At 76.2% G+C, this 22896-nt stretch carries 11 protein-coding genes; 3 read left to right on the top strand and 8 right to left on the bottom strand.

Annotation, left to right across the window (positions count from 1 at the left end; genetic code table 11):
• Nucleotides 1-32 precede the first annotated feature (32 nt).
• From AB0G11_RS27180 to AB0G11_RS27210, 7 genes are read right to left on the bottom strand one after another with little or no spacing between them, the layout of a single operon-like run.
• Nucleotides 33-2525, bottom strand: coding sequence for a class I SAM-dependent methyltransferase (locus AB0G11_RS27180; RefSeq protein ID WP_357589191.1), 2493 nt, complete (start codon nt 2523-2525; stop codon nt 33-35).
• A complete protein-coding gene (locus AB0G11_RS27185; protein ID WP_357589193.1) occupies nt 2512-3981 on the bottom strand; it encodes an ATP-binding cassette domain-containing protein in 1470 nt (489 codons plus the stop codon). Before AB0G11_RS27185 ends, AB0G11_RS27180 begins: the two co-directional genes overlap by 14 nt.
• Nucleotides 3978-4769 (bottom strand): ABC transporter permease subunit, encoded by a 792-nt coding sequence (locus AB0G11_RS27190; RefSeq protein ID WP_357589195.1) that lies wholly within the window; start codon nt 4767-4769, stop codon nt 3978-3980. The genes AB0G11_RS27185 and AB0G11_RS27190 overlap by 4 nt, the downstream gene beginning before the upstream one ends.
• Complete coding sequence (locus AB0G11_RS27195; protein ID WP_308125948.1) at nt 4766-5701, bottom strand: ABC transporter permease; 936 nt, start codon at nt 5699-5701, stop codon at nt 4766-4768. The genes AB0G11_RS27190 and AB0G11_RS27195 overlap by 4 nt, the downstream gene beginning before the upstream one ends.
• Nucleotide 5702: 1 nt before the next feature.
• A complete protein-coding gene (locus AB0G11_RS27200; protein ID WP_357589197.1) occupies nt 5703-7244 on the bottom strand; it encodes an ABC transporter substrate-binding protein in 1542 nt (513 codons plus the stop codon).
• Between the two features lie 2 nt (nt 7245-7246).
• A complete protein-coding gene (locus AB0G11_RS27205; RefSeq protein WP_357589199.1) occupies nt 7247-13681 on the bottom strand; it encodes an SDR family NAD(P)-dependent oxidoreductase in 6435 nt (2144 codons plus the stop codon).
• Nucleotides 13678-17430, bottom strand: coding sequence for an amino acid adenylation domain-containing protein (locus AB0G11_RS27210; protein ID WP_357589201.1), 3753 nt, complete (start codon nt 17428-17430; stop codon nt 13678-13680). The genes AB0G11_RS27205 and AB0G11_RS27210 overlap by 4 nt, the downstream gene beginning before the upstream one ends.
• Before the next feature lie 115 nt (nt 17431-17545).
• Between AB0G11_RS27210 and AB0G11_RS27215 the strand changes: the two genes are divergently transcribed.
• From AB0G11_RS27215 to AB0G11_RS27225, 3 genes are read left to right on the top strand one after another with little or no spacing between them, the layout of a single operon-like run.
• The gene (locus tag AB0G11_RS27215) at nt 17546-18664 is read left to right on the top strand and encodes a class I SAM-dependent methyltransferase (protein ID WP_357589203.1); all 1119 of its coding nucleotides are present in this window, start codon (nt 17546-17548) and stop codon (nt 18662-18664) included.
• A gap of 21 nt (nt 18665-18685) precedes the next feature.
• Nucleotides 18686-20629, top strand: coding sequence for a phosphopantetheine-binding protein (locus AB0G11_RS27220; protein WP_357589205.1), 1944 nt, complete (start codon nt 18686-18688; stop codon nt 20627-20629).
• On the top strand, nt 20626-21690 hold the full coding sequence (locus tag AB0G11_RS27225) for a saccharopine dehydrogenase NADP-binding domain-containing protein (protein WP_357589207.1): 1065 nt from the start codon (nt 20626-20628) through the stop codon (nt 21688-21690). The genes AB0G11_RS27220 and AB0G11_RS27225 overlap by 4 nt, the downstream gene beginning before the upstream one ends.
• A 24-nt stretch (nt 21691-21714) precedes the next feature.
• Here the strand turns inward: AB0G11_RS27225 and AB0G11_RS27230 are convergent, their stop codons facing one another.
• Entirely contained in the window at nt 21715-22896 is a 1182-nt protein-coding gene (locus AB0G11_RS27230) for an FAD-dependent monooxygenase (RefSeq protein ID WP_357589209.1), read from the bottom strand.

Consider the following 22896-nt stretch of genomic DNA (forward strand, 5'->3'; position numbering starts at 1 on the left):
CGGCGGGGGCGGATCCCCGCCCCCGCCCCGGTTCAGAGCTTCGCGGCGACGAACAGGTGCTGTGCCGGGGCGGCCAGCGGCGAGGCGGCCCCGGGCAGTTCCAGGATCGGGCGCAGCCCCGCCTCGGCCAGTTCGGCGGGCAGCTCGCCGCCGGTGAGGAAGACGCGGCCCGTACCGCCTCGCCGGTCTCCCACGCCGAGGTCCGGCTCCCCTTCGCGCGGTGACATGAGGAACTGCATCGTGGCGAGCACCAGGTAGTGCTCGCGGATCGCCTCGGTCACCACCAGCAGGCCGCCGGGCGCCAGCAGCTCCCCCATCCAGCGCAGCGACCGTCCCGCGTTCCGCGCGCAGTGCAGGACGTTGGCGGCGATCACCACGTCGGCGCCAGCGCGCCGCGCCCCCTGGGCGACGAGGTCGGCGTTGACGTCCAGCAGCGCGTAGCGGAGCCGGTCGCCGAACCGGTCCTCGGCCGCCGTGGTGAAGAACCTCGACACGTCGGAGAACAGGTAGTCCGCCTCCGCGTCCGCGAGCCCGTCCAGCGCGGCGGCGGTGCTTCCGCCCGCTCCGCCTCCGAGCTCCACGACTCGCAGCGGCCTCGCGCGGGTGGCGGCGGCGCGGGCGAGGACGTGTCCCAGGGCGGCGTTCAGATAGGTGTTGCTGACGTTGTGCTGGTCCTTGCTGAGCGAGGTGAGCAGGTCGCCGTCGGGGAAGAGCAGCGCCTGGGCCGGGATCTCGTCCCGCAGCAGTTCGGGCAGGTGAGCCAGGGCGGTGCGGAAGAAGACCGCCATCTCGTCCGGGTACCCGAGCGCGGCGCAGGCGCGTTCGAGGTCGCCGCCGTCGTCCCGGGTCGGGTCCGGCCCGGCCGTGGCCGCGTACCGGCCGCCGGGGTCGCGGCGCAGGAGCCCTTCCGCGGTGAGGACCTCCAGCCAGCGTCCGACGATCCACGCATGCCGTGGCGCCGTGCCGAGCGCTGCGACGACTTCCCCGGCCGTCCGTGCCGTCCCCGGGGGCAGGACGTCGCTCATCAGCGTGAGCAGTGCCCGCAGGGCGATCTCGTCGAAGGTCCGGACCGCGGCCGGAAGGTGGGCGAGCGCGGCGTCGGGCACCGGCTGCGCGGCCCGATCGGCGGGCAGGCGCGCTCCCGTTCTGCCGGTCCGCGCGAGCGCGAGGCGTCCGGCGCGGTCTGCCTCCGCGGCGTCCTCGGCCAGGCTGACGGCGTCCCGGCCGGCGCCGTCGGGGACCCGCGCGGCGAGTTCGGCGGGGACCGGCAGCCCGGCGCGGCGGAGCTCTCGCTTGGCCACCTCGACGAGCCTCGCGCGGGCGAACGCGCCCAGCGGCTCGTGCGGCATGCCTGCCCCGGCCAGCGCGTCGACAGGCAGGGCGGCAGCCTCCGAAGGCACCGCGACCTGCAAGAACGCCGGGTCGGCGGGATCGAGGAGCACGGCGCTGTCCGTGCCCTCCAGCACCGCGCGCAGGCTCGCGCCCGACTCCGCTCCCGGAACGGGCCGGAGCAGGCGGTTGGGGATGCCCGTCACCCGGACGGGACCGTCCCCGGCCGCCAGCGCGGCCAGCGCGGCCGCGTGATCAGGCCCCAGCTCGTCCCAGGCGCGCACGGGGGCGGCCGGGCCGGCCGGCGCGTCCACGTGCAGCACGGCGTCAAACCGGTACCGGGTCAGCTCGGTGTCGGCCGTCAGGGTCTTGGCGTGGAGGCTGACGGTGACGCTCCGGTTCGAACGGGCGGCGGCAGCGGCCAGCGTCACCGGGTCGAACAGCAGCTCGGTGTCGGCCGCGGCGCGCTGCTCCGCCGCGTCCGCCGTCGGTTCCAGGCGTCGGCAGTGCTCTCCCAGCAGCCCGGAGTGGCGTACGTCGCCGACGATCACGGTCCCTCCGGGGGCCACGGCGTCGATCGCGTCGCGCAGCACGGCGGCCAGGTACTGCACGCTCGGGAAGCACTGGGTGACGGAGTTGAGCAGCACGCAGTCGGGCCGGTCGCCGAGGCCGGCCAGGGAGACGCGGACCGCCTCGCCGTTGATCTCGTGCGCGGCGGCCCGTACGACCTTGACGCCGGGCAGCCCGAGCCCGCCGAGGCGGGCCACGACCGGCTCGGCGAGGTCGGTCCCCACGTACCCCTTGAGGTGGGGGTGGAGGCGGTGCAGCAGCATCCCGGTGCCGCAGCCGAGCTCCAGCACCCGGGACGGCCGGTGCCGGAGCACGAGCTCGGCGGTGCGGTCGGCCCATTCCGCCATGTGGCCGGCGGGCAGCGGCTCGCCGGTGTCCGTGGCGCGCCAGCCGGACAGGTCGAGGTCCGGCCGGCCGGTGTCCCGGCCGGAGCGGTAGGTCCAGTCGTAGACCTCGCCCCAGTGTTCGAGGTGCTCGGCCACCAGGTCGCCCAGGACGGGCGGGTGTCCGGGCTCGTGCCGTACGGTCAGCGCCGCGGGGTCGGCGGTGACCACGAGGCCGCCGTCGCGGGTGTGGTCGACGCGGGCGATCCACGGGTGGGCGAGCAGGAGTTCATCGGGCGTCAACGGGTGGCCTCCGGTCGTCGTGGTGGGACAGGCAGTGGGGGCAGGACAGTGGCGGGAAGGGCGGTGGCGGGGAAGGGCAGTCGTGCAGCCGGCCCGCTTCGATCCGCAGCACGCGGTCGGCGCGGGCGGCCACGAGAGGGTCGTGGGTGGCGGTCAGGACCGCCAGGCCGGTGTCGCGGCGCAGCGTGTCGATCAGGTCGAGGACGAGGTCGGCGGTCCGGTCGTCGAGGGCGGCGGTGATCTCGTCGGCCAGCAGGACGGCCGGGCCCCCGGCCAGCGCCCTGGCGAGCGCGGCTCGCTGGCGTTGCCCGCCGGACAGCGCGGCGGGACGGCGGCGCGCCAGTTCCCGAGGCAGGCCGACGGCGGCCAGCAGCCGGAGTGCTTCCGTACGGGACTCCCGCCGGGAGAGTCCGCGCAGGGTCCGCAGGGGACGCAGCAGTGCCGCTCCGGCCGTGCGCGCCGGGTTGAGCGCGGCCACGGGGTTCTGGCCGACGAGGGCGAGCGCGCGCAGGGCGGCCGGGTCCCGGTCCGCCACCGCCCAGGGAAGCGGTGCGCCGAGCACGGTGGCGTGGCCGTGCTCGACGGGGTGCAGCCCGGCCAGGGCGCGCAGCAGCGTGCTCTTGCCGCTGCCGGACGCGCCGAGCACCGCCACGGACTCCCCCGCCGCCACGGTGAGGCCGGCGTCCGAGAGCAGCGGCGGGCCGCCGGGCGGCTGCGCGAGGGTCAGCCCGCGCACCCGCAGCGTCACCGGTGACTGCCCGGCCACGCGCACGCGGCCGCGCCCAGCGGGACGAGCCCGGGCCCCTTCCGCGCCAAGCCGGACGACGTGGTCGGCCAGCTCGGTCACCACGCCCGCGTCGTGCGAGACGACGAGCGTCACGGACCGGCCGTCGCCACGGCGTCGGCGTACCAGGTCCAGTGCGAGGGCGAGCGCCGTGGGGTCCAGCGCGCTGGTGGGCTCGTCGAGGACGAGCAGCTCGGGGTCGGCGGCCAGAGCCCGGGCGAGCGCCACGCGTTGTGCCTGGCCGCCCGAGAGCTGGTGGGGGCGGCGGTGGCCGATGGCGGCCGGGTCCAGGCCGACCCCGGCGAGCGCCCGTTCCGCTCCGCTCACCCGCGCGGCTCCGGGCAGGGCCTCGCCCACCGAGGCTCGCGCGTCCCTCAGGGGGTGCAGCGCCGAGGCCGGGTCCTGGCCGAGGAAGCCGGCGGTCCGCCGCCGCCAGCGTCGCGGCGCCCGTACGGGAGTCCCGTGCCACTCGATCACCCCGGCCGTACGCGTCAGCCCGTCGGGGAGCGCCCCCAGCACGGCGCGCAGCACGGTCGTCTTGCCGGACCCGGAGGGGCCGGTCAAGGCCAGCACCTCCCCGGGGAGGACGCGCAGGTCCAGCCCGGACACGACGGGCGTTCCCGGCCCGCCGACGACGGTCAGGCCGCGGACGGTCAGCCCCCGGCCGCTCACGGGGCGCCGTCCCGGCTGGTCAGGGCGTGGGAGAGGGCCGCGAAGCTGCCCGTCAGGACCGTCAGGGCCAGCGCGGGCACGATCGTCGCCGCGGGGTTGAGTCCGAGGCCCGGCAGGTTCTCGCGGAGCATGGCGGCCCAGTCCGGCGCGGGCGGCGCCGGCCCGAAGCCGAGCACGTTGAGCGCGACGGCGAGCTGCACGGACAGCACGAACCGCTGGGCCAGGTCGGCGCCGACGATCCCGGCGTGCGCCGGGAGGACTTCGCGCATCAGCACGGACGCCCCCCGTTCGCCGCGTGCCAGCGCCGCCTCGACGTATCCCGCGTGCCTGGCCCCCGCGGTGGCGTCGGCGACCACCCGCAGGGTCAGCGGCGTGCCGCCGAGGACGGTGCCGGCGATCACCGCCGCCGGTCCCGGCAGGGCGACCACCGCGAGCAGCGCCAGCAGCAGGAGAGGCAGCGCCAGCAGCAGGTCCGCTGTCGCGGCGGCGGCTCGTGAGAGCCGGCCGCGGTTCCATCCCGCCCACAGGCCGCCCGCGACCCCCAGGGCGGAGGCGGTCAGGGCGGCGGCCAGCGCGGTCAGGGTCAGGTCCTGCCCACCGGCCAGGACCCGGGACAGCACGTCGCGGCCCAGCCCGTCGGCGCCCAGCGGCAGCCCGGGTTCGGGGCCCGCCCACGGTGTCGCCCCGACGGCCGCCGGGTCGTGTCCGGTCAGGGCCCGGCCGCCGAGCGCCACCAGGACGGCGGCGCCCGCCCACGCGGCGAGGGCGCCAGCGGTGCGGCGCCTCACGAACGGACCGCCTCAGGCGCGGCCGCGTCGGCGACGAGCAGCCCGGCGACCACGACGGCCGCGGCGAGCAGGGCGACGTTCTGGACGACGGGCACGTCCCGCGTCGAGATGGCGGTCACCAGCAGCTCGCCCAGCCCGGCCAGGCCGAACAGGATCTCCACCACCGCCGTCCCCGCCACGAGCCCGCCGAGGAGCACCGCGAACAGTCGGGTGGCAGGCGCGGCGACCATCGGCAGCACGTACCGGAACAGGACCGTGACGGGTGACAGGCCGCGGAGCTCCGCGTCGCGCACGTACGGCTGGGCGACCACGTCGGCGATCGCCCCGCGCAGGAGGGCGGCGCCGTACGCGGCGGTCGGCAGCGCCAGCGTGAGGACGGGGAGCACGAGCAGGTCAGGCCGGTGCCACGGCGGCTCGCCGGCCGGCAGCATCGACACCGGGGGGAACGCCCCCCAGGCCGTCGACAGCCAGGCGACGAGCGCGGCCGCCACCACGGCCTGGGGCAGCGCCGCACCGGTGACGATCAGCGTGTTCACGGCCGGCCGCGCCCATCGGGGCCCTCGGACGGCGGCCCAGGCCAGTGCCGTCGTGAGCGGGAGGCCGAGCGCCAGCGCCGCCACGGCCAGGGCCAGGGTCACCGCGGCCCGCTCGGCGACGAGCTCGGCGACCGGCCGGCCGGTGATGAGCGAGACCCCGGGCTCGCCGGTCAGCACTCCCGACAGCCAGTCCAGGTAGCGGACGGGCAAGGGACGATCGAGCCCCTGTTCGGCGCGCAACCGGGCGAGCTCCTCGGCGGTGGCGCGGCCGCCGCCGAGGACGTCGGCCGCGTCGCCGGGCAGCGCCGCCGTGCACAGGAAGATCACCACGGAGGCGGCGGCCAGCAGCAGCGCCGCTCTGACCGGCACGCCGGCCGGCCGTGGGAGCTGGAACACCTCAGCCGTCCAGGCTCACCTGGTCGATGAACGCCGAGGCGAAGCCGATCCCCTCGGGCACGCCGCTCAGCCCGGCCCTGGCGAGGTCGAGCCGGTCGCTCACCGCCCAGACCGCGTAGCCGCCCTGGTCACGCAGCTCGGTCTGCAGGTCCGCCAGGAGGGAGCTCCGCCTGGCGTCGTCCGCCTCGGCCAGGGCCTCGTCCAGGCCGGCGAACCAGGCGGGGTCCTTCCAGGCCGTCTCGTTGGTGGGCGAGCCGGGCGTGAGCGCCACCCTGACCACGTCGAGGAACGGGATGCCGCCCAGGTAGCTGAGGTAGAACGGCTTGCGCCCGTAGATCTCGGAGAAGTACGTGTCGGCCGGCTCCAGGCTGACCTCGGCCCGGATCCCGATGCCGGCGAGCTGCTGGGAGATCAGGGTCGCGGCGCTGTCCATGCCCGGGTAGGCGGTGGTGGTGTGCAGGGTGAGGTCGACGCCGCCGGCCAGTCCCGCGTCGGCCATGAGCTTCCTGGCCCGGCCGAGGTCGCGGGTGCGCTGGGGCAGGTCCCGCGGGCTGGAGGCGTCCTTGGGGGTGATGAGGTCGTTGCCGATCTCGCCGTACCCGAGGAAGACGGTGTCGAGGAGCTGCCGGCGGTCCAGCGCGAGCCGGACGGCCTCGCGGACCCGGTGGTCGTCGAACGGCTCGGTGTCCATCCGCATGACCAGGGGGTAGAGCGTGGCGCCCGGCCTGCGGAGCAGGCGTACCGCGCTGTTGCCCTCCTGCTGCTTCGCCAGCGTGGCGGGCACGCCGCCGGCCAGGTCGACCTGACCGGACAGCAGGGCCTGGGCGCGCGCCTGCGGATCGGGGACGGCGCGCACCTCGATGAACCTGGAGGGCGGGGCGGGCCCCCACCAGTCGTCGTTCCGCTCGTACACGACGGCCTGTGCCCCGCCCCTGGCGGTCGGGCGGAACGGGCCGGAGCCGGGCACGGGCTCGCCGAAGTCGTCGCTGCCTTCCGGCACCACGAAGGTGGCGCCCTCCAGCGCCCTGCCCACCTCGGCGTAGGGCTTCCTGGTCACCAGCTCGAAGGCGGTGTCGTCGATCACCTTGGAGGCGCCGAGGTCGAACATGGCCATGCGGCCGAAGTTCTCCGCCGCCTTCTCCCCCATGCGGCGCAGCGAGAACAGCGCGTCGGCGGCCCTGACCGGACGGCCGTCGGAGAACGTCGCGTCGTCGCGGACGGTGATCCGCCACCTGGTCAGGGTCTTGTCGGGCCGCCACTCGGTCGCAAGGCGCGGCCGCGTGGAGCCGTCGGCGCCGGGGACGGTGAGGACGTCGTAGGTCAGGGCCATCCTGACCATGTCGCTCTCCCCCGGCAGCAGGCCGTGCGGGTCGGTGACGGCGTTGGACGGGGAGCCGGGCGCCGCGTAGCGCACGGTGTCGTTCGCCGCCCCCGGAGGTCCGGCGGGGGCGGGGGCGGCTGCGGGCGCGTTGCCGGCGCAGCCCGCCAGGACGGCGACAGCGGTGACGACCGCCGCCGTCCGGCGGCGGAACTGGGAGTGCATGGTTACCTTTCGCGAAGTCGCGCCAGCGTCTTGTCGAGCGCGGCGTTGATCAGATCGGCGACGGCGGGCAGCACCGGGGGGTGCAGCAGGCCGTAGTGGTGGGCGTCGACCCCGGCGGACTGGACCACTCCGGCCAGGTGGCGTCCCCAGCCGAGGTCGGGCCGGCCGGGCGGGGTGTCGTCGACGCCCATCCCGATGCCGGAGTTGCGGGGAGAAGGGCGGTCCGCCCTGATCAGCAGGGTCGTGGTGTCCGGGTCGGCCAGGTAGCGCGGGGTGTGGGCCGCCAGCGCGCGCAGGTGCCTGGCGAACACCCCCAGCCGCACGGTCAGGTCCTCGCCCCGGCCCAGCAGCCGGTGCCCGCGCAGGCGGTCGGCGACCGCGGCCATGCGCCGTTCCGGGGGAACGGCGGCCAGCGCGTCGCCGGCGTCCAGGTCGATGCCGAGGTACGCCTCCAGCGCGTGCAGGTGCCGGACCGCCACCTGCCAGGCGACCTCGTCCGCGTCATGGCCGGGGACGTCGCGGATCAGCGCCGGGTCGTTGGAGTCGAGCATCACCAGCAGCGCGGTGTGCCGGCCGCCCGCGTGCAGGTGCCGGGCCATCTCCTGGGCCACCGTGCCGCCCATGGACCAGCCGCCGATCAGCCAGGGGCCGGGACCACCCGCCGCGTCGATCGCCGCGAGGTACTGCCGGGCGATTCCCTCGACGGTCCCGGGTTGCGGCCCGGCCGCTCCCGCCAGCTCGGGGTCGGCCAGCGCGACCACGTCCACGCGGGGATCCAGCAGCCGGGACAGCTCGGCGTAGCAGAGCACGTCGCCGCCCGAGGGATGGGCCAGGTACAGGGTGGGCCTGGGGGCTCCGCCGGGCTCGGCCCGCAACGGCAGCACGATGTCCCGCGCGCCGGCCCGTACCGTGTCCGGCACGGTGGGGACGGCGGCCCGCGGGGGCCGGTCGCCCGTCCACGCGGCCGGGTTCTCCGCCAGGTCCCGGACCTGCGCGGCGTGCTCGGCGATCACCACGTCCAGCTCGTCGGCGGGCAGGACGCCGTCGAGCGCGTCCCACTGCAGCCGCAGCTCGCCGTCGTGCTCAAGCACCTGGTGGTCGAGCCAGGTCTGCGGCGTCTGGGAGACCGCGTACACCTGCTCACCGGCCCATTCCAGGCTCTCCTCCCCCTCCACCATGTCGGCGACGCCGAGCGCGCTGGTGAACACCACCGGCACCGGCCGCACCTCACCCGTTCCGGCCGCCTGCTCGGTGAGCACGTCCAGCGCGGAGAAGCCCCGGTGGTCCAGGTCGTCGAACATGCGGGCCTGGGTGGCGGCCGCCCGTTCGGCGAAGGTGGCGGCGGGAGCGACCGGCACCTCGTGCAGCAGCAGCGAGGTGAAGTCGCCGACGACGCGGTTGACGTGCGGGTGGATGGGCGGCCGGTCGAACAGGGTCAGCGTCACGCAGAAGCCGGCGGATCCCGCCCAGCGGGCCAGCGCGTCGGTGTACACGGTCAGCAGCACCGCCGCCGGCGTGACCCGGTGACGGGCTGCGGCGGCCCGCAGCGCCGCCCAGGCGTCGCGGTCCAGCCGTACGGCACGCCGCACGAAGCGGGGCGGCGTGCCGGCCGGATCGCCGACCGGCAGGCGGGGCGGGCCGGGAAGCGTGCCGAGCCGTTCCCGCCAGTAGGCGGCGGCGCGCTCGTCCTGCCGTTCCAGGGCGGCCGCGCAGGCCGCCGGGTGGAGGTCGAGGCGTGGCAGGGCGGCGTCCGGGTCCCGGTAGAGGGTGCGCAGCTCCGACTCGATGATCCACCAGCTGGCCGCGTCGCAGACGAGCACGTCGACCCCGATGAACAGCCTCACGACGCCGCCGGGCAGCCGGGCGGCCTGGATCTGCGCCAGCGGCCACCGATCGGGCGGTCCCGGCCTGGTCGACAGGCGTTCCCGCAGGGCGGCCAGCCGCTCCGCCCTGCGCTCTTCCGGCGTCGAGGCCAGGTCGTGCACCCGGATCCGGTAACGCGGCAGGCTCTCCAGCACGCGGAACTCCCCCTCGGGGGTGGCCACGGCGCGCAGCATGGGATGCCGGGCCACGACCTGGTTCCACGCCTGTTCGTAGCGGTCGAGGTCGAGGGCGGGGCAGTCGTGTTCGAGGTAGAAGTGGCAGGGCAGGTCTCCCCAGCGGTAGCCGCCGTCCCGGCCGACCCAGTAGGCGTGCTGGACGCGGGTCATCGGGAACGTGCCGCCGGGCTCGACGGCGGGCTCGGGCGGCAGGTCCTCCTCTGCCGTCCTCTCGCGCGGGTGCGCGGAGGCGACGAGTCCGGCGATCCCGGCCACGGTGGGTGAGGCAAGCAGTTCCCGCATCCCGGGCCGGACGCCGAAGCGTTCGCCCAGCGCGGCCAGCATGCGCGCGGCCAGCAGGGAGTGCCCGCCGAGCGAGAAAAAGTCGGCGTCAGGATCGGTCACGGGGGTGCCGAACAGCTCGGACCAGATGCCGGCCACGGCCCGCTCACTCGGGCTGAGCCGCGTGACGTCCCCGGCGGCGGCGATCCGCCTGGGGCGGCCGGCCTCGGCGATCCGCGGCCGGAGGTCGGTCGCCGCGATCACCACGGCGGCGGGCAGGTGGCCGGAGTCCCGGGCTGCCAGCAGCCGGTCCAGCGCTCCGGTGCCGGTGGCCTCGTCCAGCGCGCCGGCGAGCACCACGGCCGCCTCCGCGCCGTCGAGGCCCGCCCGCCAGCCGTCCCAGACCGCGCTGACCCACCGGGTGGGGCCGGTGGCGGCGCGGGCGAAGGCGTCCATCGCGGCGTTGGCGGCCGCGTAGGGGCCCATGCCGACGCCGCCCACCAGCGTGGTCACCGAGGACATGAGCAGCACGGTCCTGGGACGCCTCGCTTCGGGCAGTGCGGCGATCGCGTCCCGCAGCGCCACCGCGCCGCCGAGCTTGGCCCCCACTTGCCCGGTGACCTGCCCGGCCTCCAGGGATCGGAGCGGGTCCAGCCGTGCCCCGGCGATCACGCCGGCCGCGTGCACGACGAGTTCGAGCGGCCCGTCGGCGGACAGCTCTTCGACCAGGGCCGCCGTGGCGGCGGGGTCGGTGGCGTCGCAGACGCGCACCTCCACGCCGGCCTCGCCGAGCTTGCCGCCCCGCCCCGCCGTGCGCGAGGTGACCACCACCCGATGGCCGCGACCGGCCAGATGCCTGGCGAGCACCTGGCCCACAGCGCCCAGCCCGCCCGTGATCAGGACGGTGCCGGGTGACGGCGCCCGTTCGCCGCCGCCGGGCCGCCAGGAGGTCGTGCCGCGCCGCCACCGGGTCGCGCCCCGCAGGGCCGTCTCGGCGCCCGCCTGCGTCCCGGCCGCCAGCGTGGCGAGCTCGCGGAGCACCGCGCCCGCCTCGGCTCCGGGATCGGCGGGGCTGCCGAGGTCGAGCGTGGCCCAGCGCAGGCCGGGCTGTTCCTGGCCGAGCACCCGCGGCAGCACCTTCAGCGCCGCCCTGGCCGGATCGGGCGGCGGATCGCCTGCCACCTGCTCGGCGTGCCGGGTGACCAGGAACAGGACCGGCTGCTCGGCCTGTGCGGCCCACCTGCCCGCGACCGCGCCGAAGTCCAGGACGGCGGCGGAGACCCCGTCCGGGGAGTCGTCGCCGTCCTCCGTGACCACGACGACCAGCCCGGTCGGCGGTTCGCCGGCGGCCGGAAGATCACCGGCCGCCAGTTCAGCGCGCAGCGCGTCCGCCAGGGCGCCGGTTCCGGTCACGGCCCAGCGGCCGCCGGGCGCAGCGGCGGGCTCGGCCGGGGGCACCTGGCTCCAGACGGGCAGTTGCAGCGGCTCGTCCCCGGTGATGTCAGGATGCTCGCCGGGCGTGCCCGAAGCCGGCGGGTCGATCCACAGGCGGCGGCGCTGGAAGGCGTACCCGGGTGCGTGCACCCGCCGCCTGCCCGGGGCCGGCAGCGCGGCCAGGTCCACCGGCACGCCGTGCGCCCACAGGGTTCCCGCCGCCTGCCGCACTGCTGCGCTCCCGGGCTCGTCGGGCGTCATCGTGGTGACGACCGAGCGCACGCCGGGCAGCGCGTTCCTGCGGGTCAGCGCCGCCAGGGCGGTACCCGGGCCGACCTCGACGACCAGGGCCTGCCCTTCGTCGCCGACGGCCGCCCGCAGGGCCCGCTCGAACAGCACCGGCTCGCGCAACTGCCGCGTCCAGTGCCCGGCCCGGCCCAGCTCGGCGCCGATCGAGGCGCCGGTGACCGTGCTGAACACGGGGACGGCCGGGACGCCGCCGGTCAGCCCGGCGAGCGCCTCGCCCAGGCCGGGGAGCTCCGGCTCCATCAGCCGGGAGTGCATCGCCGCGGTCACCCGCAGCCTCGTACCGGTCCGCAGTTCGGAGGCCAGCCGGTCGACGGCCGGGGCGGGGCCGGACACGACGCAGGCGCCCGGGGCGTTGACGGCGGCGAGATCGAGCCCGGGATGGCGCGACAGCAGCTCGCGCACGTCGTGCTCGCCGAGCGGCACAGCCAGCATCGCGCCGCCCCCGGCCGCGCGGGCGGCGGCCGCGCACCGGGCCGCCACCAGCCTGGCGGCCTCGGCGAGGGGCAGCGCGCCGCTCACCGCCGCGGCCGTGCACTCGCCGAGGCTGTGGCCGACGAGGGCGTCGGGCCGCACGCCCCAGGACTCCAGCAGCCGGGCCGCGCCGTACGACACGGCGAAGAGGGCGGGCAGCCCGAAGGCGACGTCGCGGACGCGATCCTCGGCGATCCCCGGGTCCAGGACGTCACGGACGTCAGCGCCGAGCAGCGGGAGCAGCAGGCGGGCGCACGCGTCGACGGCCTCGGCGAAGACCGGCTCGTCCTGGTAGAGCCCGCCGCCCATGCCGGGGCCGGCGCTGCCCGCGCCGGGGAAGGCGAACACGACGCGCGGGGCCGGGCCGGCCGCCTCGACCGGCGCCGCCGCGGCGAGCCCGGCCCGGCCCACCCCCGCCACGCGGTAGGCCAGCGGGGAGCGGCCGACCGCCAGCGTGTAGGCCAGGTCGGCCTCGTCGAGCTCGGTCCGGGCCGCGAGGGCCCGTCCGGTGGCGCGCGCCGCCTCGGGGGTGGCCGCTGACACGGCCAGCAGCTGCGGCCGCCGGTCGGCCGGGACCGGCGGGCGGTGCGGGGCCGGTCCCAGCACGGCGTGGCAGTTGGTGCCGCCGATGCCGAACGAGCTCACCCCGGCCAGCGAAGGCGTGTCCCACTCCCGGGCCGCGGTGATCACCTCGAACGGCGATCGCTCCAGGTCGAGAAGGGGGTTGAGCGGATGGGCGTGCAGCGTCGGGGGCAGTACGCGGTGGTGCACGGCCAGGACGGCCTTGATGAACGAGGCGATGCCGGCGGCGGAGTTCGCGTGGCCGATGTTGCCCTTCACCGAGCCGAGCCCGCACCAGGCCGGGCCGCTGTCCCCGAACACCCGCCGCAGCGCGGCCACCTCGATGGGGTCGCCCAGCGGGGTGGCGGTGCCGTGCGCCTCGACGAGGCCGATCTCACGGGGCGAGACACCGGCGACGGCGAGCGCCTCGGCCACCACGCGGGCCTGACCGCGCACGGACGGCGCGGTGAACCCAGCCTTGCCGGCTCCGTCGTTGTTCGTCGCCGAGCCGTGCAGCACGGCCAGCACGGGGTCCGCGTCGGCCAGCGCGTCGGCCAGGCGGCGCAGCGCCACCACGCCGACGCCCTGGCTGTAGACGACGCCGGTGCCGTGCTCGCTGAACGGCCGCACGGTGCCGTCCGCCGAGTACACGCCGCCGTCGACGTGCACGTACCCCTGCCCTTGGGGCACGATCAGCGACACCCCGCCGGCGAGGGCGGTGTCGCACTCGCCGGACAGCAACGACTGCGCGGCCAGGTGCACGGCGACCAGCGAGGTGGAGCAGCTCGTCGCCACCGCCACCGCCGGTCCGGTGAGATCCAGCCGGTACGCCGTCTGCAGGGGCAGGTAGTCGGCCTGTGTCGAGATCGCGGTCTGCAGGCTGCCGAGCGGATCGCGGCCGGAGCCGGTCGGATCCCAGCGGCCCGCGAGGTTGCCGGCCAGGTAGGCGCTCTGCATGGCGCCCGCGAAGACGCCCACCGCGCCGGCGTCGCGCCCGCCACCGTGGCCGGCGTGCTCCAGGGCGTGCCAGGCGCATTCGAGGAACAGGCGCTGCTGCGGGTCGAGGAGGGCCGCCTCGGCGTCGCTCAACCCGAACGGCTCCGGGTCGAAGTCCGCCTGACCGTCGATGATCCCGCCGACCGGCACGTACCCGGGATGGGTGCGCAGCCGTCCGGGGACTCCGCGCCCGTCCAGCTCGCTCTCGGTGAACCTGGTGAGGCCCGTGCGGCCGTCGCGCAGCAGCTCCCAGTAGGCGTCGGCGTCCGGGGCGCCGGGGAAGCGGCAGGCGAGGCCGACGACGGCGATCGGCCCGGGCCCGGTGGTGTCCGGCACGGCGCTCATCCGGCGAGCTCCGCGGCGTGTGCCCGCGCCGCCTGGCGGGCGGCGGCCCGTCCGGCGACGGGATCGGGTTCGGGTACGGGTTCCGGCCCGGCCTGGGCCGCCTCCTTGCGGGAGGTGATGAACGCGGCCAGCTCCCGGACGGTCGGCCGGGCGAACATGTCGACCACGGTGAGCCCTTCGTCCAGCTCCGCCCTCAGCGTGCGGTGGGCGAGGACGACGGTCAGGGAGGACGCTCCCAGCCGGAAGAACGGCGTGGTGACGTCGACCGGCGTCTTGAGCAGCTCGCTGAACACCCGGGCCACGGCCCGCTCCACCTGGGGATCCGGCTCCGTGTGCCCCGGGGCGGCAGGCGGCGCGGGCGGTGGTTCGGGCTGGGCGGCCGGGGTGACGGTCCGCGCGGGGTCGCCCGCGTCGCCTTCCACGACCAGCTCCATCACGCCGTCGGCCGACACGGTCAGGCTGAGCCGCAGCCCGCGCGTCACGGTCGCGGTGACCGTGCGTGCGTCCGTCCCGGGACGGGCCGCCGCCGGGGCGGGCGGTGCGGCCTCTTCCCGCGGTCGGCTGTACGGGTTGGCGAGCGCCCGGTAGTCGATCTTGCCGTTGTCGGTGATCGGCAGCGCGTCCGCGATCAGGAACCTGTTGGGCACCATGAAGGCGGGAAGGCTTGCCCGCAGCGCCTCTGTCAGGTCGTCGTCCGACGGCGGCGCGGCGGGGTCCGCGGGCACCACGTGACAGACCAGCCGGGGCCGGTCGTCGGGTCCGGGGACCGCGCGGGCCACGGCCTGCCGGACCGAGGGCAGCCGGTCCAGCGTGGCCTCGATCTCGCCCAGCTCGATGCGATGGCCACGGATCTTGACCTGCCGGTCGAGCCGGCCGAGGAACTCGATCGTGCCGTCGTGCCGCCAGCGCCCCAGGTCGCCGGTCCGGTAGAGGCGTCGGCGCAGGATCGGATGGGTGATGAAGCGCTCGGCCGTCTGCGCCGGGTCCCCGACGTAGCAGCGGGCCAGCCCGTCCCCGCCGATGTGCAGTTCGCCGGGCTCGCCGACCGGGCAGGGCCGGCCGTGCTCGTCGAGGATGTGGAAGGACTGCCCCCGCAGCGCCCTGCCGTACGGGATGCTCGGCCAGGCGGGGTCGACCTCGCCGATCGGATGGCAGATCGACCAGATGGACGCCTCGGTCGCCCCGCCCAGGCTGACCACTTCGGCCTGCGGGGCCAGCGCCCGCAGCCGATCGGGCAGCGTGACGGGGATCCAGTCCGCCGACAGCAACACCAGCCGCAGCGTGGCCAGCGCCCGCCGGGTCGCCTCCGGCTCCAGCTCGGCGTACTCCACCAGCATCTCCAGCAGGGCCGGCGCGGTGTTCCAGACGGTGACGCGGTGGCGTGCCATCAGCTCCAGCCAGTGGCCGGGGTCGCGCTGGCGGGCGGCTTCGGGCAGCACGACGCCGCCGCCCGAGCCGAGCACGGAGAAGATGTCGTAGACCGACAGGTCGAAGCTGAACGCGGACAGGGCGAGCACCCGGTCCTCGGCGGTGAGGGGGAAGCGTCCGGCGAGGTCGTCGAGGGTGGTGCGGGCGGCACGGTGCTCGACGGCCACGCCCTTGGGGCGTCCGGTCGAGCCCGACGTGAAGATCGCGTAGGCGAGGTCGTCCGGTTCCGGGCGCCGGGGCTCGGCCTCGGGGCCGGCGAGCACGCCGTCGTCGTCCAGCCGATGGACGGTGATCCCGTCCGGCCACAGCGTGGCGTCGGCCTCCGGGGCGAGCAGCGCGTGCCGGATGGACGCCTGCTCGCACAGCGAGGCCACCCGGCTCGCGGGCCAGGACGGTTCGACGGGCACGTACGCCGCTCCCCCGGCGAGCACCCCGAGCAGCGCGGTGACCTGGGCGATGCCCTTGTCCGCCGCCACCGCCACCAGCTCCCCCGGCCTGAGCCCGAGGGCGGCGAGCGCCCGCCCGCTGCGAGCGGCGCGCTCGGCCAGCTCCCCCGCCTCGACGCTGCGGGCCGGGCCGAGCAGGGCAGGCGCGCCGGGGTCGCGCGAGGCGGCGGCGCGCAGCGGATCGTCCAGGAGCGGCCCGGCCTCGCCGAACGCCCCGCCGGGCACGTCCTCGTCAGGGAGGAACGACGGGTCCCAGCCGAGGGCGGGGTCGGTCCACAGATCCGGCTCGGTGGCCAGCCGCCGCAGCAGGCGGACGTGCGCGGCCAGCATCCCGTCGACGAACCCGTCGGGCAGCGCTCCGTCCACGGCGTCCCACGCGATGCGGAGCCGGCCGTTCTCGTCCCACACGATGTGGTCGAGCAGCACCTGCGGCGTCTGCGACACGCCGAAGACCTCCGTGCCGAGCCAGGCCGCGGGCGCCTGCCCGGCCCCCGCCAGCCCGACGCCGCTGGTGAAGACCACGGTGTGCGTGGGCAGGGGCAGCCCGGTGGCCGCGTCGGTCTCCCTGGGCCGTTCCCCTGCCTCGATCGCGGCGCGCAGCGCCTCCATGCCGGAGACGGCCCGGTGGTCGAGGTCGGTCCAGAACTGCCGGTTGACGGACGCGGCATAGCCGGCGAAGCCGTACCAGCGGCCCGGGTCCGCGACCGGGATCTCCACCAGGACCGTGCTGGTGAAGTCGCCGACGACGCTCTCCAGGCCGGGGGTGTCGTCGCCGAGCGCGAGGTCGTCCCGGTCGAACAGGGTGGTGTTCAGGCAGAAGGGCTCGCGGGCGCCCCACCGCTGGAGCACCAGGCCGAAGGCCGCGAGGAGCAGCCCGGTCGGGCTCAGCCCGTGCGCCGCGCCCTGCTTGCGGAGCCGCGTCCACTCCTCGGCGGACAGCTCGGCGGCGTGCCGGGTGAGCCTGTGCCCGCTGAACTCCGCCGGGCCCCGGCTCCAGGGCAGTGCCGGCCCGTCCGGCAGGGCAGGCGCGCGGCGCGCCCAGTAGGCCGCGTCCGTCTCACGCCGCCGCCGTTCGACGGGGTCGGCCGCCTTGCGCCGTACGAGATCCGCGAAGCCGAGCGGCGGAGCGGGCAGCTCCAGGGTGGGGTCGGCGACGAGCCGGCCCCACTCCCTCATCAGCCGCATCCAGCTCATGAGGTCCAGGGCGAGCACGTCCACACCGACGAACAGCCGGGTGCGGCCGTCCGGCAGCAGCGCGGCACGCAGGTCGAACAGCGGCCAGCGGTCGACGGGGAGCATCTGGTGGGAGCATTCGGCGCGCAGCTTGTCCAGCGCCTCGGCCGCGGCTTCGGCGGACTCCCCGCGCAGGTCGGTGCGCGGGATGACGTAGCCGGGGACCTCGGCGAGCACGCGCTGCCGGGCGTCGGGGCCGACGACCATGCGCAGCATCGGGTGCCGTCGCACCAGCCGGTTCCACGCGCTCTCCAGCCGGTCGAGGTCGGCCTCGGGCGTGTCCTGGGGCGTGCGGTCGTACTCGAAGTAGTAGAAGGTCGCCACGCCGCCGAGCGGGAACGCGGGGTCCCGGCCGACCAGGTAGGCGGCCTGGACGGGAGTGAGCGGGAACGACTGCTCCTCCTCGGCCGGCTCTTCCGGCACGGTGCCGGAGGCGACGGTGCGGGCGGTCGCGTCGCCGAGGAAGGCGGTCAGCGGCAGGTTCAGCCCGGCGTCCTCGACCAGCCGCCGCCGCAGCCGCACGGCGGTGAAGGACTCCAGGCCCAGGGCGGTGAGCGGGACGTCGGGGTCGAGGTCCGAAGGCCGGAGTTCCAGCACGTCGGCCAGACAGGCCAGTACTTCATCGACGGTGGCCGAACCCAAGGGAGGCCCCTTCCACGGAGACAGTAAAACGAAAACGGTTTTCATTGCTACATGCTTCGAGGGCTTTTGTCTAGATCTTGAAAATGATTACCGTTATTTCGTACGATCTCGCCTCATGTCGCCACTGAACGACCGCGCGGACCGCGCCGGGCGCACCGCGATCGCCGGATCCGCCACCGGTGGCGCCGCGGCAGCCGTACAGGACCTGGACCGGCTGATCCTGCTCGGCATCGCCGCCGACCTGCACCGGCGCACCCGGCTGCGCGACGGCGGAACGCACGATCCCGGCGCGGTCGCGCAGGACCTCGGCGCCGTACCCCGCCACCGGTGGATCCCCGGGCACTGGCTCGCCGCCCTCCACGAGCACGGCCTGGCCGGCCGCGACGCCGCCGGCGGCTACCACGGCCTGCGCGCACCACGCCGGGCCGAGCTGACCGAAGCCCGGGCCCGCATGGAGTCCGCGCGGGCGGCGCTCGGCTACCCCGCCGAGCTCGCGGACCTGATGCTGCGGTCGCTGCGGGAGCTGCCCGCGCTGCTGCGCGACGAGGTCGGCGTGCAGGCGCTGCTCTACCCGGACGGCGAGCCGGGCACGGCCGAGGCCGTGTACCGCGGCAACCTGATCAGCCGTTACCTCAACGCCGCCGCGGCCGAGGTGCTGAGGGATCTCGCCGGACGGACCGGCCGTCCACTGCGCATCCTCGAACTGGGCGCCGGCATCGGCGCGACCACCGCCGACCTGCTGCCCGCGCTGGACGGCCGTCCGGTCGAGTTCTACCTGTTCACCGACCTGTCGCCGTTCTTCCTCGACGCCGCGCGGCGGCGGTTCGGCGCGGGCTTCCTGCGTTACGCGCTGCTCGACATCGCCCGCGACCTGCCGCGCCAGCCGGGAGAGCTGGATCTGGTCGTCGCGGCGACGATGGCGCACAACGCCCCGCACGTCGGCCGACTGCTCGACCGGATCGCCGCGCTGCTGGCCCCCGGCGGCCGGGTGCTGCTCATCGAGACCGTCCGCGAACACCCTCAGTCGCTGACCTCCATGCCGTTCGCGCTGTCCACCGCGGACGGGCCGCCCGAGCGGCACGACGCCCGAGCCGGCACCACCCGCACCTACCTGCGCCGCGAGGAATGGCTGGCCGCCCTGGAAGGCAGCGGGCTGCGCGTCGACGTGGACCTGCCCCGACGGGACGACCCTCTGACCGCGCTGTCGCAGCGCCTGTTCGCCGCCACCCGCTGATCACTGACGATGGGAGTGCCCATGAAGGAACTGGCCGAGATCTGGTCGGAGCTGCTCGACCTGCCGCCCGAGGAGATCCCGTACGACACCGGCTTCCTGCGCCTGGGCGGCGACTCCGTCCTCGCGGTGCGCATGTCCGCGCTGGTGCGCAAACGCCTCGGCGTCGCGCTGGCCCTGTCCGACGTGCGCGTGGACACCACGCTGAACGAGCTGGCCGAGCTCGTCCGGCGACGCGCGGCCGGCGGCCCCGGACCGCGGGCCCTGCCGATCACGGTCACCCCGCGCCCGGACCCGCACGCCGAGTTCCCCCTGCTCCCCCTGCAGCAGGGGTACTTCGTCGGCCAGCAGGACGGCTGGGAGCTGTCCTACGACTCGGCCCACTACTACCTCGACCACGCGCTGACCGGCGTCGACGGCGACGAGGCCGCCGACGCGCTCACGGACGCGATCGAGCGGCTGGCCGCGCACCAGCCCACGCTCCGGGCGCGCGTCACCTCCGACGGCCGCCAGCACGTCCTGCCCGCCGGCGCGCCCGGCGCCGTGCCGCGGGTGCGGGTGTACGACCTGCGCGAGGCGAGCCCGGACGAGATCGCCGCCACGCTGCGGGACGTACGGCACGAGATGAGCACCAGCGGCCCCGACCCCGCCCGCGGCCCCGGGCTGGACGTGCGGCTGACCTTGCTCCCGGAGGACGAGGGGCGGCTCCACCTGGGCCTGAGCCTGCTCGTCTTCGACGGCTGGTCGTCCAGCGTGCTCAGCCGCGACCTGCTCGCCTTCGTCGCCGACTGGAACGCCGCCCTGCCGCCGCTGGAGATCCACTTCGGCGACTACGTGGCCTCGCTCGCCGGCCTGCCCGCCACCGAGGCGTGGCAGGCCGACCGCGACTGGTGGTGGTCCCGCCTGGAAGCGCTTCCCGGCCCGCCGGCCCTGCCGCTGGCCGCCGACCCGCAGCGGGTGCGCCCGGTCACGATGGGCAACCGCGAGCATCGCTGGAGCGCCGATCGCTGGAGCGCGCTGCGGCAGCAGTGCACGAGCCGGGGCGTCACCCCGTCCACGGCCATGCTCACCGCGTTCGGCGTGGTGCTGGCCCGCTGGGCCGGGCATCGCCGGATGCTGCTGAACGCCCTGCAGCTCAACCGGCTGCCGCTCCACCCCGACGTGCAGCGGGTCGTCGGCGCCTTCGCCGCCACCATGCTGCTCCCCCTCGACCTCGACCCGGCCGCCACGTTCGCCGAGCTCGCCACCGCCGCGCAGGTGGCCTCCGGCGAGCACGCGGCGCACAACCTGGTCACCGGCGTGGAGGTGGGCCGGGAGCTGGCCCGCCGACGCGGCAGCCGGCGGCCGGTCGGGCCGGTGGTGTTCCAGAGCGTGCTCGGCGTCGACGCCGCGATGGGCGGCCGCCCTCCAGAGGACGCCGGGCCGCTGGGCCGGGTGGTCGCCTCCGACTACTTCCACCAGTTGCGCACCCCGCAGGTCGCGATCGAGGTGCGCTGCTTCGAGCTCGGCCCGGAGATGGTCGCGGTCTTCTCCCTCGTCGAGGAGCTCTTCGACCTCGATCAGGTGACGGCGGCCTTCGCCGAGTTCGTCGACCTGGTGGACGCCCTCGCCGACGGCTCCGGCTGGGACCGGGTGCCGGACCTGCCCGAGGCCGCTGAACCCGCGCCGGACGAGAGGCTGCGTCTCGGCCTGCTGCCGGAAGCGGCCGTCCGCCACCAGGAGGGCCCGCCCGCCGACGACCTGGAGCAGGCGGTCGCCGACGTCTTCGAGGAGCTCCTGGAGGTTCCCGTGCTGGACCGGGGCGCGGACTTCTTCGGCCTGGGCGGGGACTCCCTGCTCGCGGTGCGGGCCGTGGTGCGCCTGGCCAAGGAGGCCGGGGCGTCCGTTCCGGTACGCGAGTTCCTGGCCGACCCGACCGTGGCCGGGGTGGCGCTGGCCGTCCGCGCCCGTCTCGGGGACGGGCGATGATCGGGCTGCTCGGCGCCACCGGCGCGGTGGGCCGGACGGCCGCTCAGCGCATCGCGGCCTTCGGCCTCGGCCCGTTGCGCGTGGGCGGCAGGAACGTGGCGGCAGCCGCCGACGTCGCCGCCTCCCTCCCCGGCCCGGCCCACGCCGTGCGCGTGGACCTCCACGACCCCGCCGAGCTGGCCGCCTTCTGCGACGGCTGCCGGATCGTGGTCAGCTGCGCCGGGCCCACGTACCGGGTCCTGGACACCGTGGCCCGCGCCGCCTTCGCCGCCGGGGCCGACTACGTCGACATCGGCGGCGAGCTGGCCGCCAAGGACGCCCTCACCGGCCACCCCCTGGCGGGCGACCGTATCGCGGTGTTCTCCGCCGGAGTCATGCCGGGCCTGTCCGGGCTCCTGCCCAGGCTGCTGGCGAAGGGACGGGCGCCGCGCCGGCTCGACGTGTACGTGGGCGGCGCGGCCGTGTTCACCCCCCTGTCCGCCGTGGACGCGCTGCTGACCAGGGGGCCCAGGTTCGGGGCGCCGATGGCGGCCTGGCGCGGGGGCCGGGTCCAGCCGAACGCCCTCGCGCCGCTGCACGGAGTGCGGCTGCCGGGCTTCCCCGTCCCCGTGCACGCCTGGCCGTACCTCACCACCGAGGCGCAGACCCTGGCCGCCGACACCCGCGCCGACGAGGTGCGGTGCTACAACGTCTTCGTCTCCGGCCGGCTCCCCGAGGCTCTCGCGGCGGCCTGGGCCGAGGCGGACGGCGCCGATCCCGCCGCGCTGGCCGGCTCCGTCGTGCGCGCCTCGCTGGCGGACAACGCCGACTTCGGCGCCTTCTACGTCATGCTCTTCACCGCCCGCCCCCGTCCCGGCGAGCCGCCGGGTCCCGGCCGGATCGTCCTCACGGCCGTCGACTCGTACGCGCTGAGCGGGGTGGTGATGGCGCTCGCCGCCCGCGCCGTGCTCACCGGCTCCGTGCCGCCGGGCGTCCATCTGGCGGCGGAGGTCCTGGACCCGGACGCCACCGCCGCCGAGCTGCGCGACGACCCACTGGTCGAGGATTTCGTCGTCAGCTGACCCTCGCGCCGGGCCGGGGACGGCTCAGCAGGGGTGGTGACGTGGCCCCGCGACGTCGGCGAGCCTGGTGTCCTTGCCCGCGAGGACCGAGCTGACGTAGCCCATGACGAGGGGCGCCCGGCTCAGCCGGAGCATCAGGCGCCGGACCCGCAGGTCGGCCGGTGAGGAGGGCAGGAACCAGCGGGCCATCGACCGGGCGTTGCGCTGCTTGTCCTCGACCACGGGCCGCCACAGCCGCTCGAACCCGGCCGTGGCCCGCTCGATCGCCGGCTCGTGCGCGAGCCGGTCGGCGAGCAGGAAAGCGCCGGCGAGCCCGAGCGACGCGCCCTGCCCGGCGATCAGCGACACGGCGTGGGCGGCGTCCCCGACCAGGACGACCCGGCCGGTGCTCCACTCCGGAAGCTCGATCTGCGCGACCTGGTCGTAGTAGATCTCCTCGGCCGGCGGGCACCGCTCCAGCGCGCGCGGCGTCACCCAGCCCAGGCCGGCGTAGGCCCGCTGGACGGCCGCCCGGGGGTCGTCCGGAGTCGCGGGGTCGGCGCTGCGGTGCACCGTGAACGCGGCGACCCGGCCGTCGCGGAGCGCGTAGAAGCCCATCTGCCGGTCGGCGGAGTCGGTGAGGCAGAACGCGTGCCTGACGGCGGCGTGCACGTCCGGCGCGTCGAAGACGAACGCCGCCGTGTGCAGGCCGAGGTAGCGCAGGTAGCGGTCCTCCGGCCCGAAGGCCAGCCGGCGGACGGTCGAGTGGATCCCGTCGGCGCCCACGAGCAGATCGGCGTCCAGGACACCGCCGTCGGCCAGCGTCACCGTCACGCCGCCGGGGCGGTTCGCCACGCCGGTCAGGGCCGTGCCGTAGCGCAGGTCGACGGAGGCCGGAAGGGCGTCGGCCAGGACGGCCTCGAGGTCGGGGCGCAGCAGGCTCAGCAGCGGGCCGCGTGAGAAGCTCTTGGTCCGGAGCGTGGCGCGGCGGCGGCCGTCCCGGTCGACCAGCCGCCCCTCGTCGTAGTGGTAGGCCGCTCGTTCCAGCGCGGGCAGCAGGCCCATCGCCTCGGCCGCCTCCAGCCCGGGGCCGAAGAAGTCGATCATGTATCCCTGCGGTCGGGGCCCGGGGGCGCGCTCGACCACCACGACCTCGCCGCCCAGGGCGGCGAGCCGGTGGGCCAGGGCCAGGCCGCTGATCCCGGCCCCGCAGATCACCGTTCGCAC

It is taken from the genome of Nonomuraea sp. NPDC023979, assembly GCF_040639085.1.
GTDB lineage: Bacteria > Actinomycetota > Actinomycetes > Streptosporangiales > Streptosporangiaceae > Nonomuraea > Nonomuraea ceibae.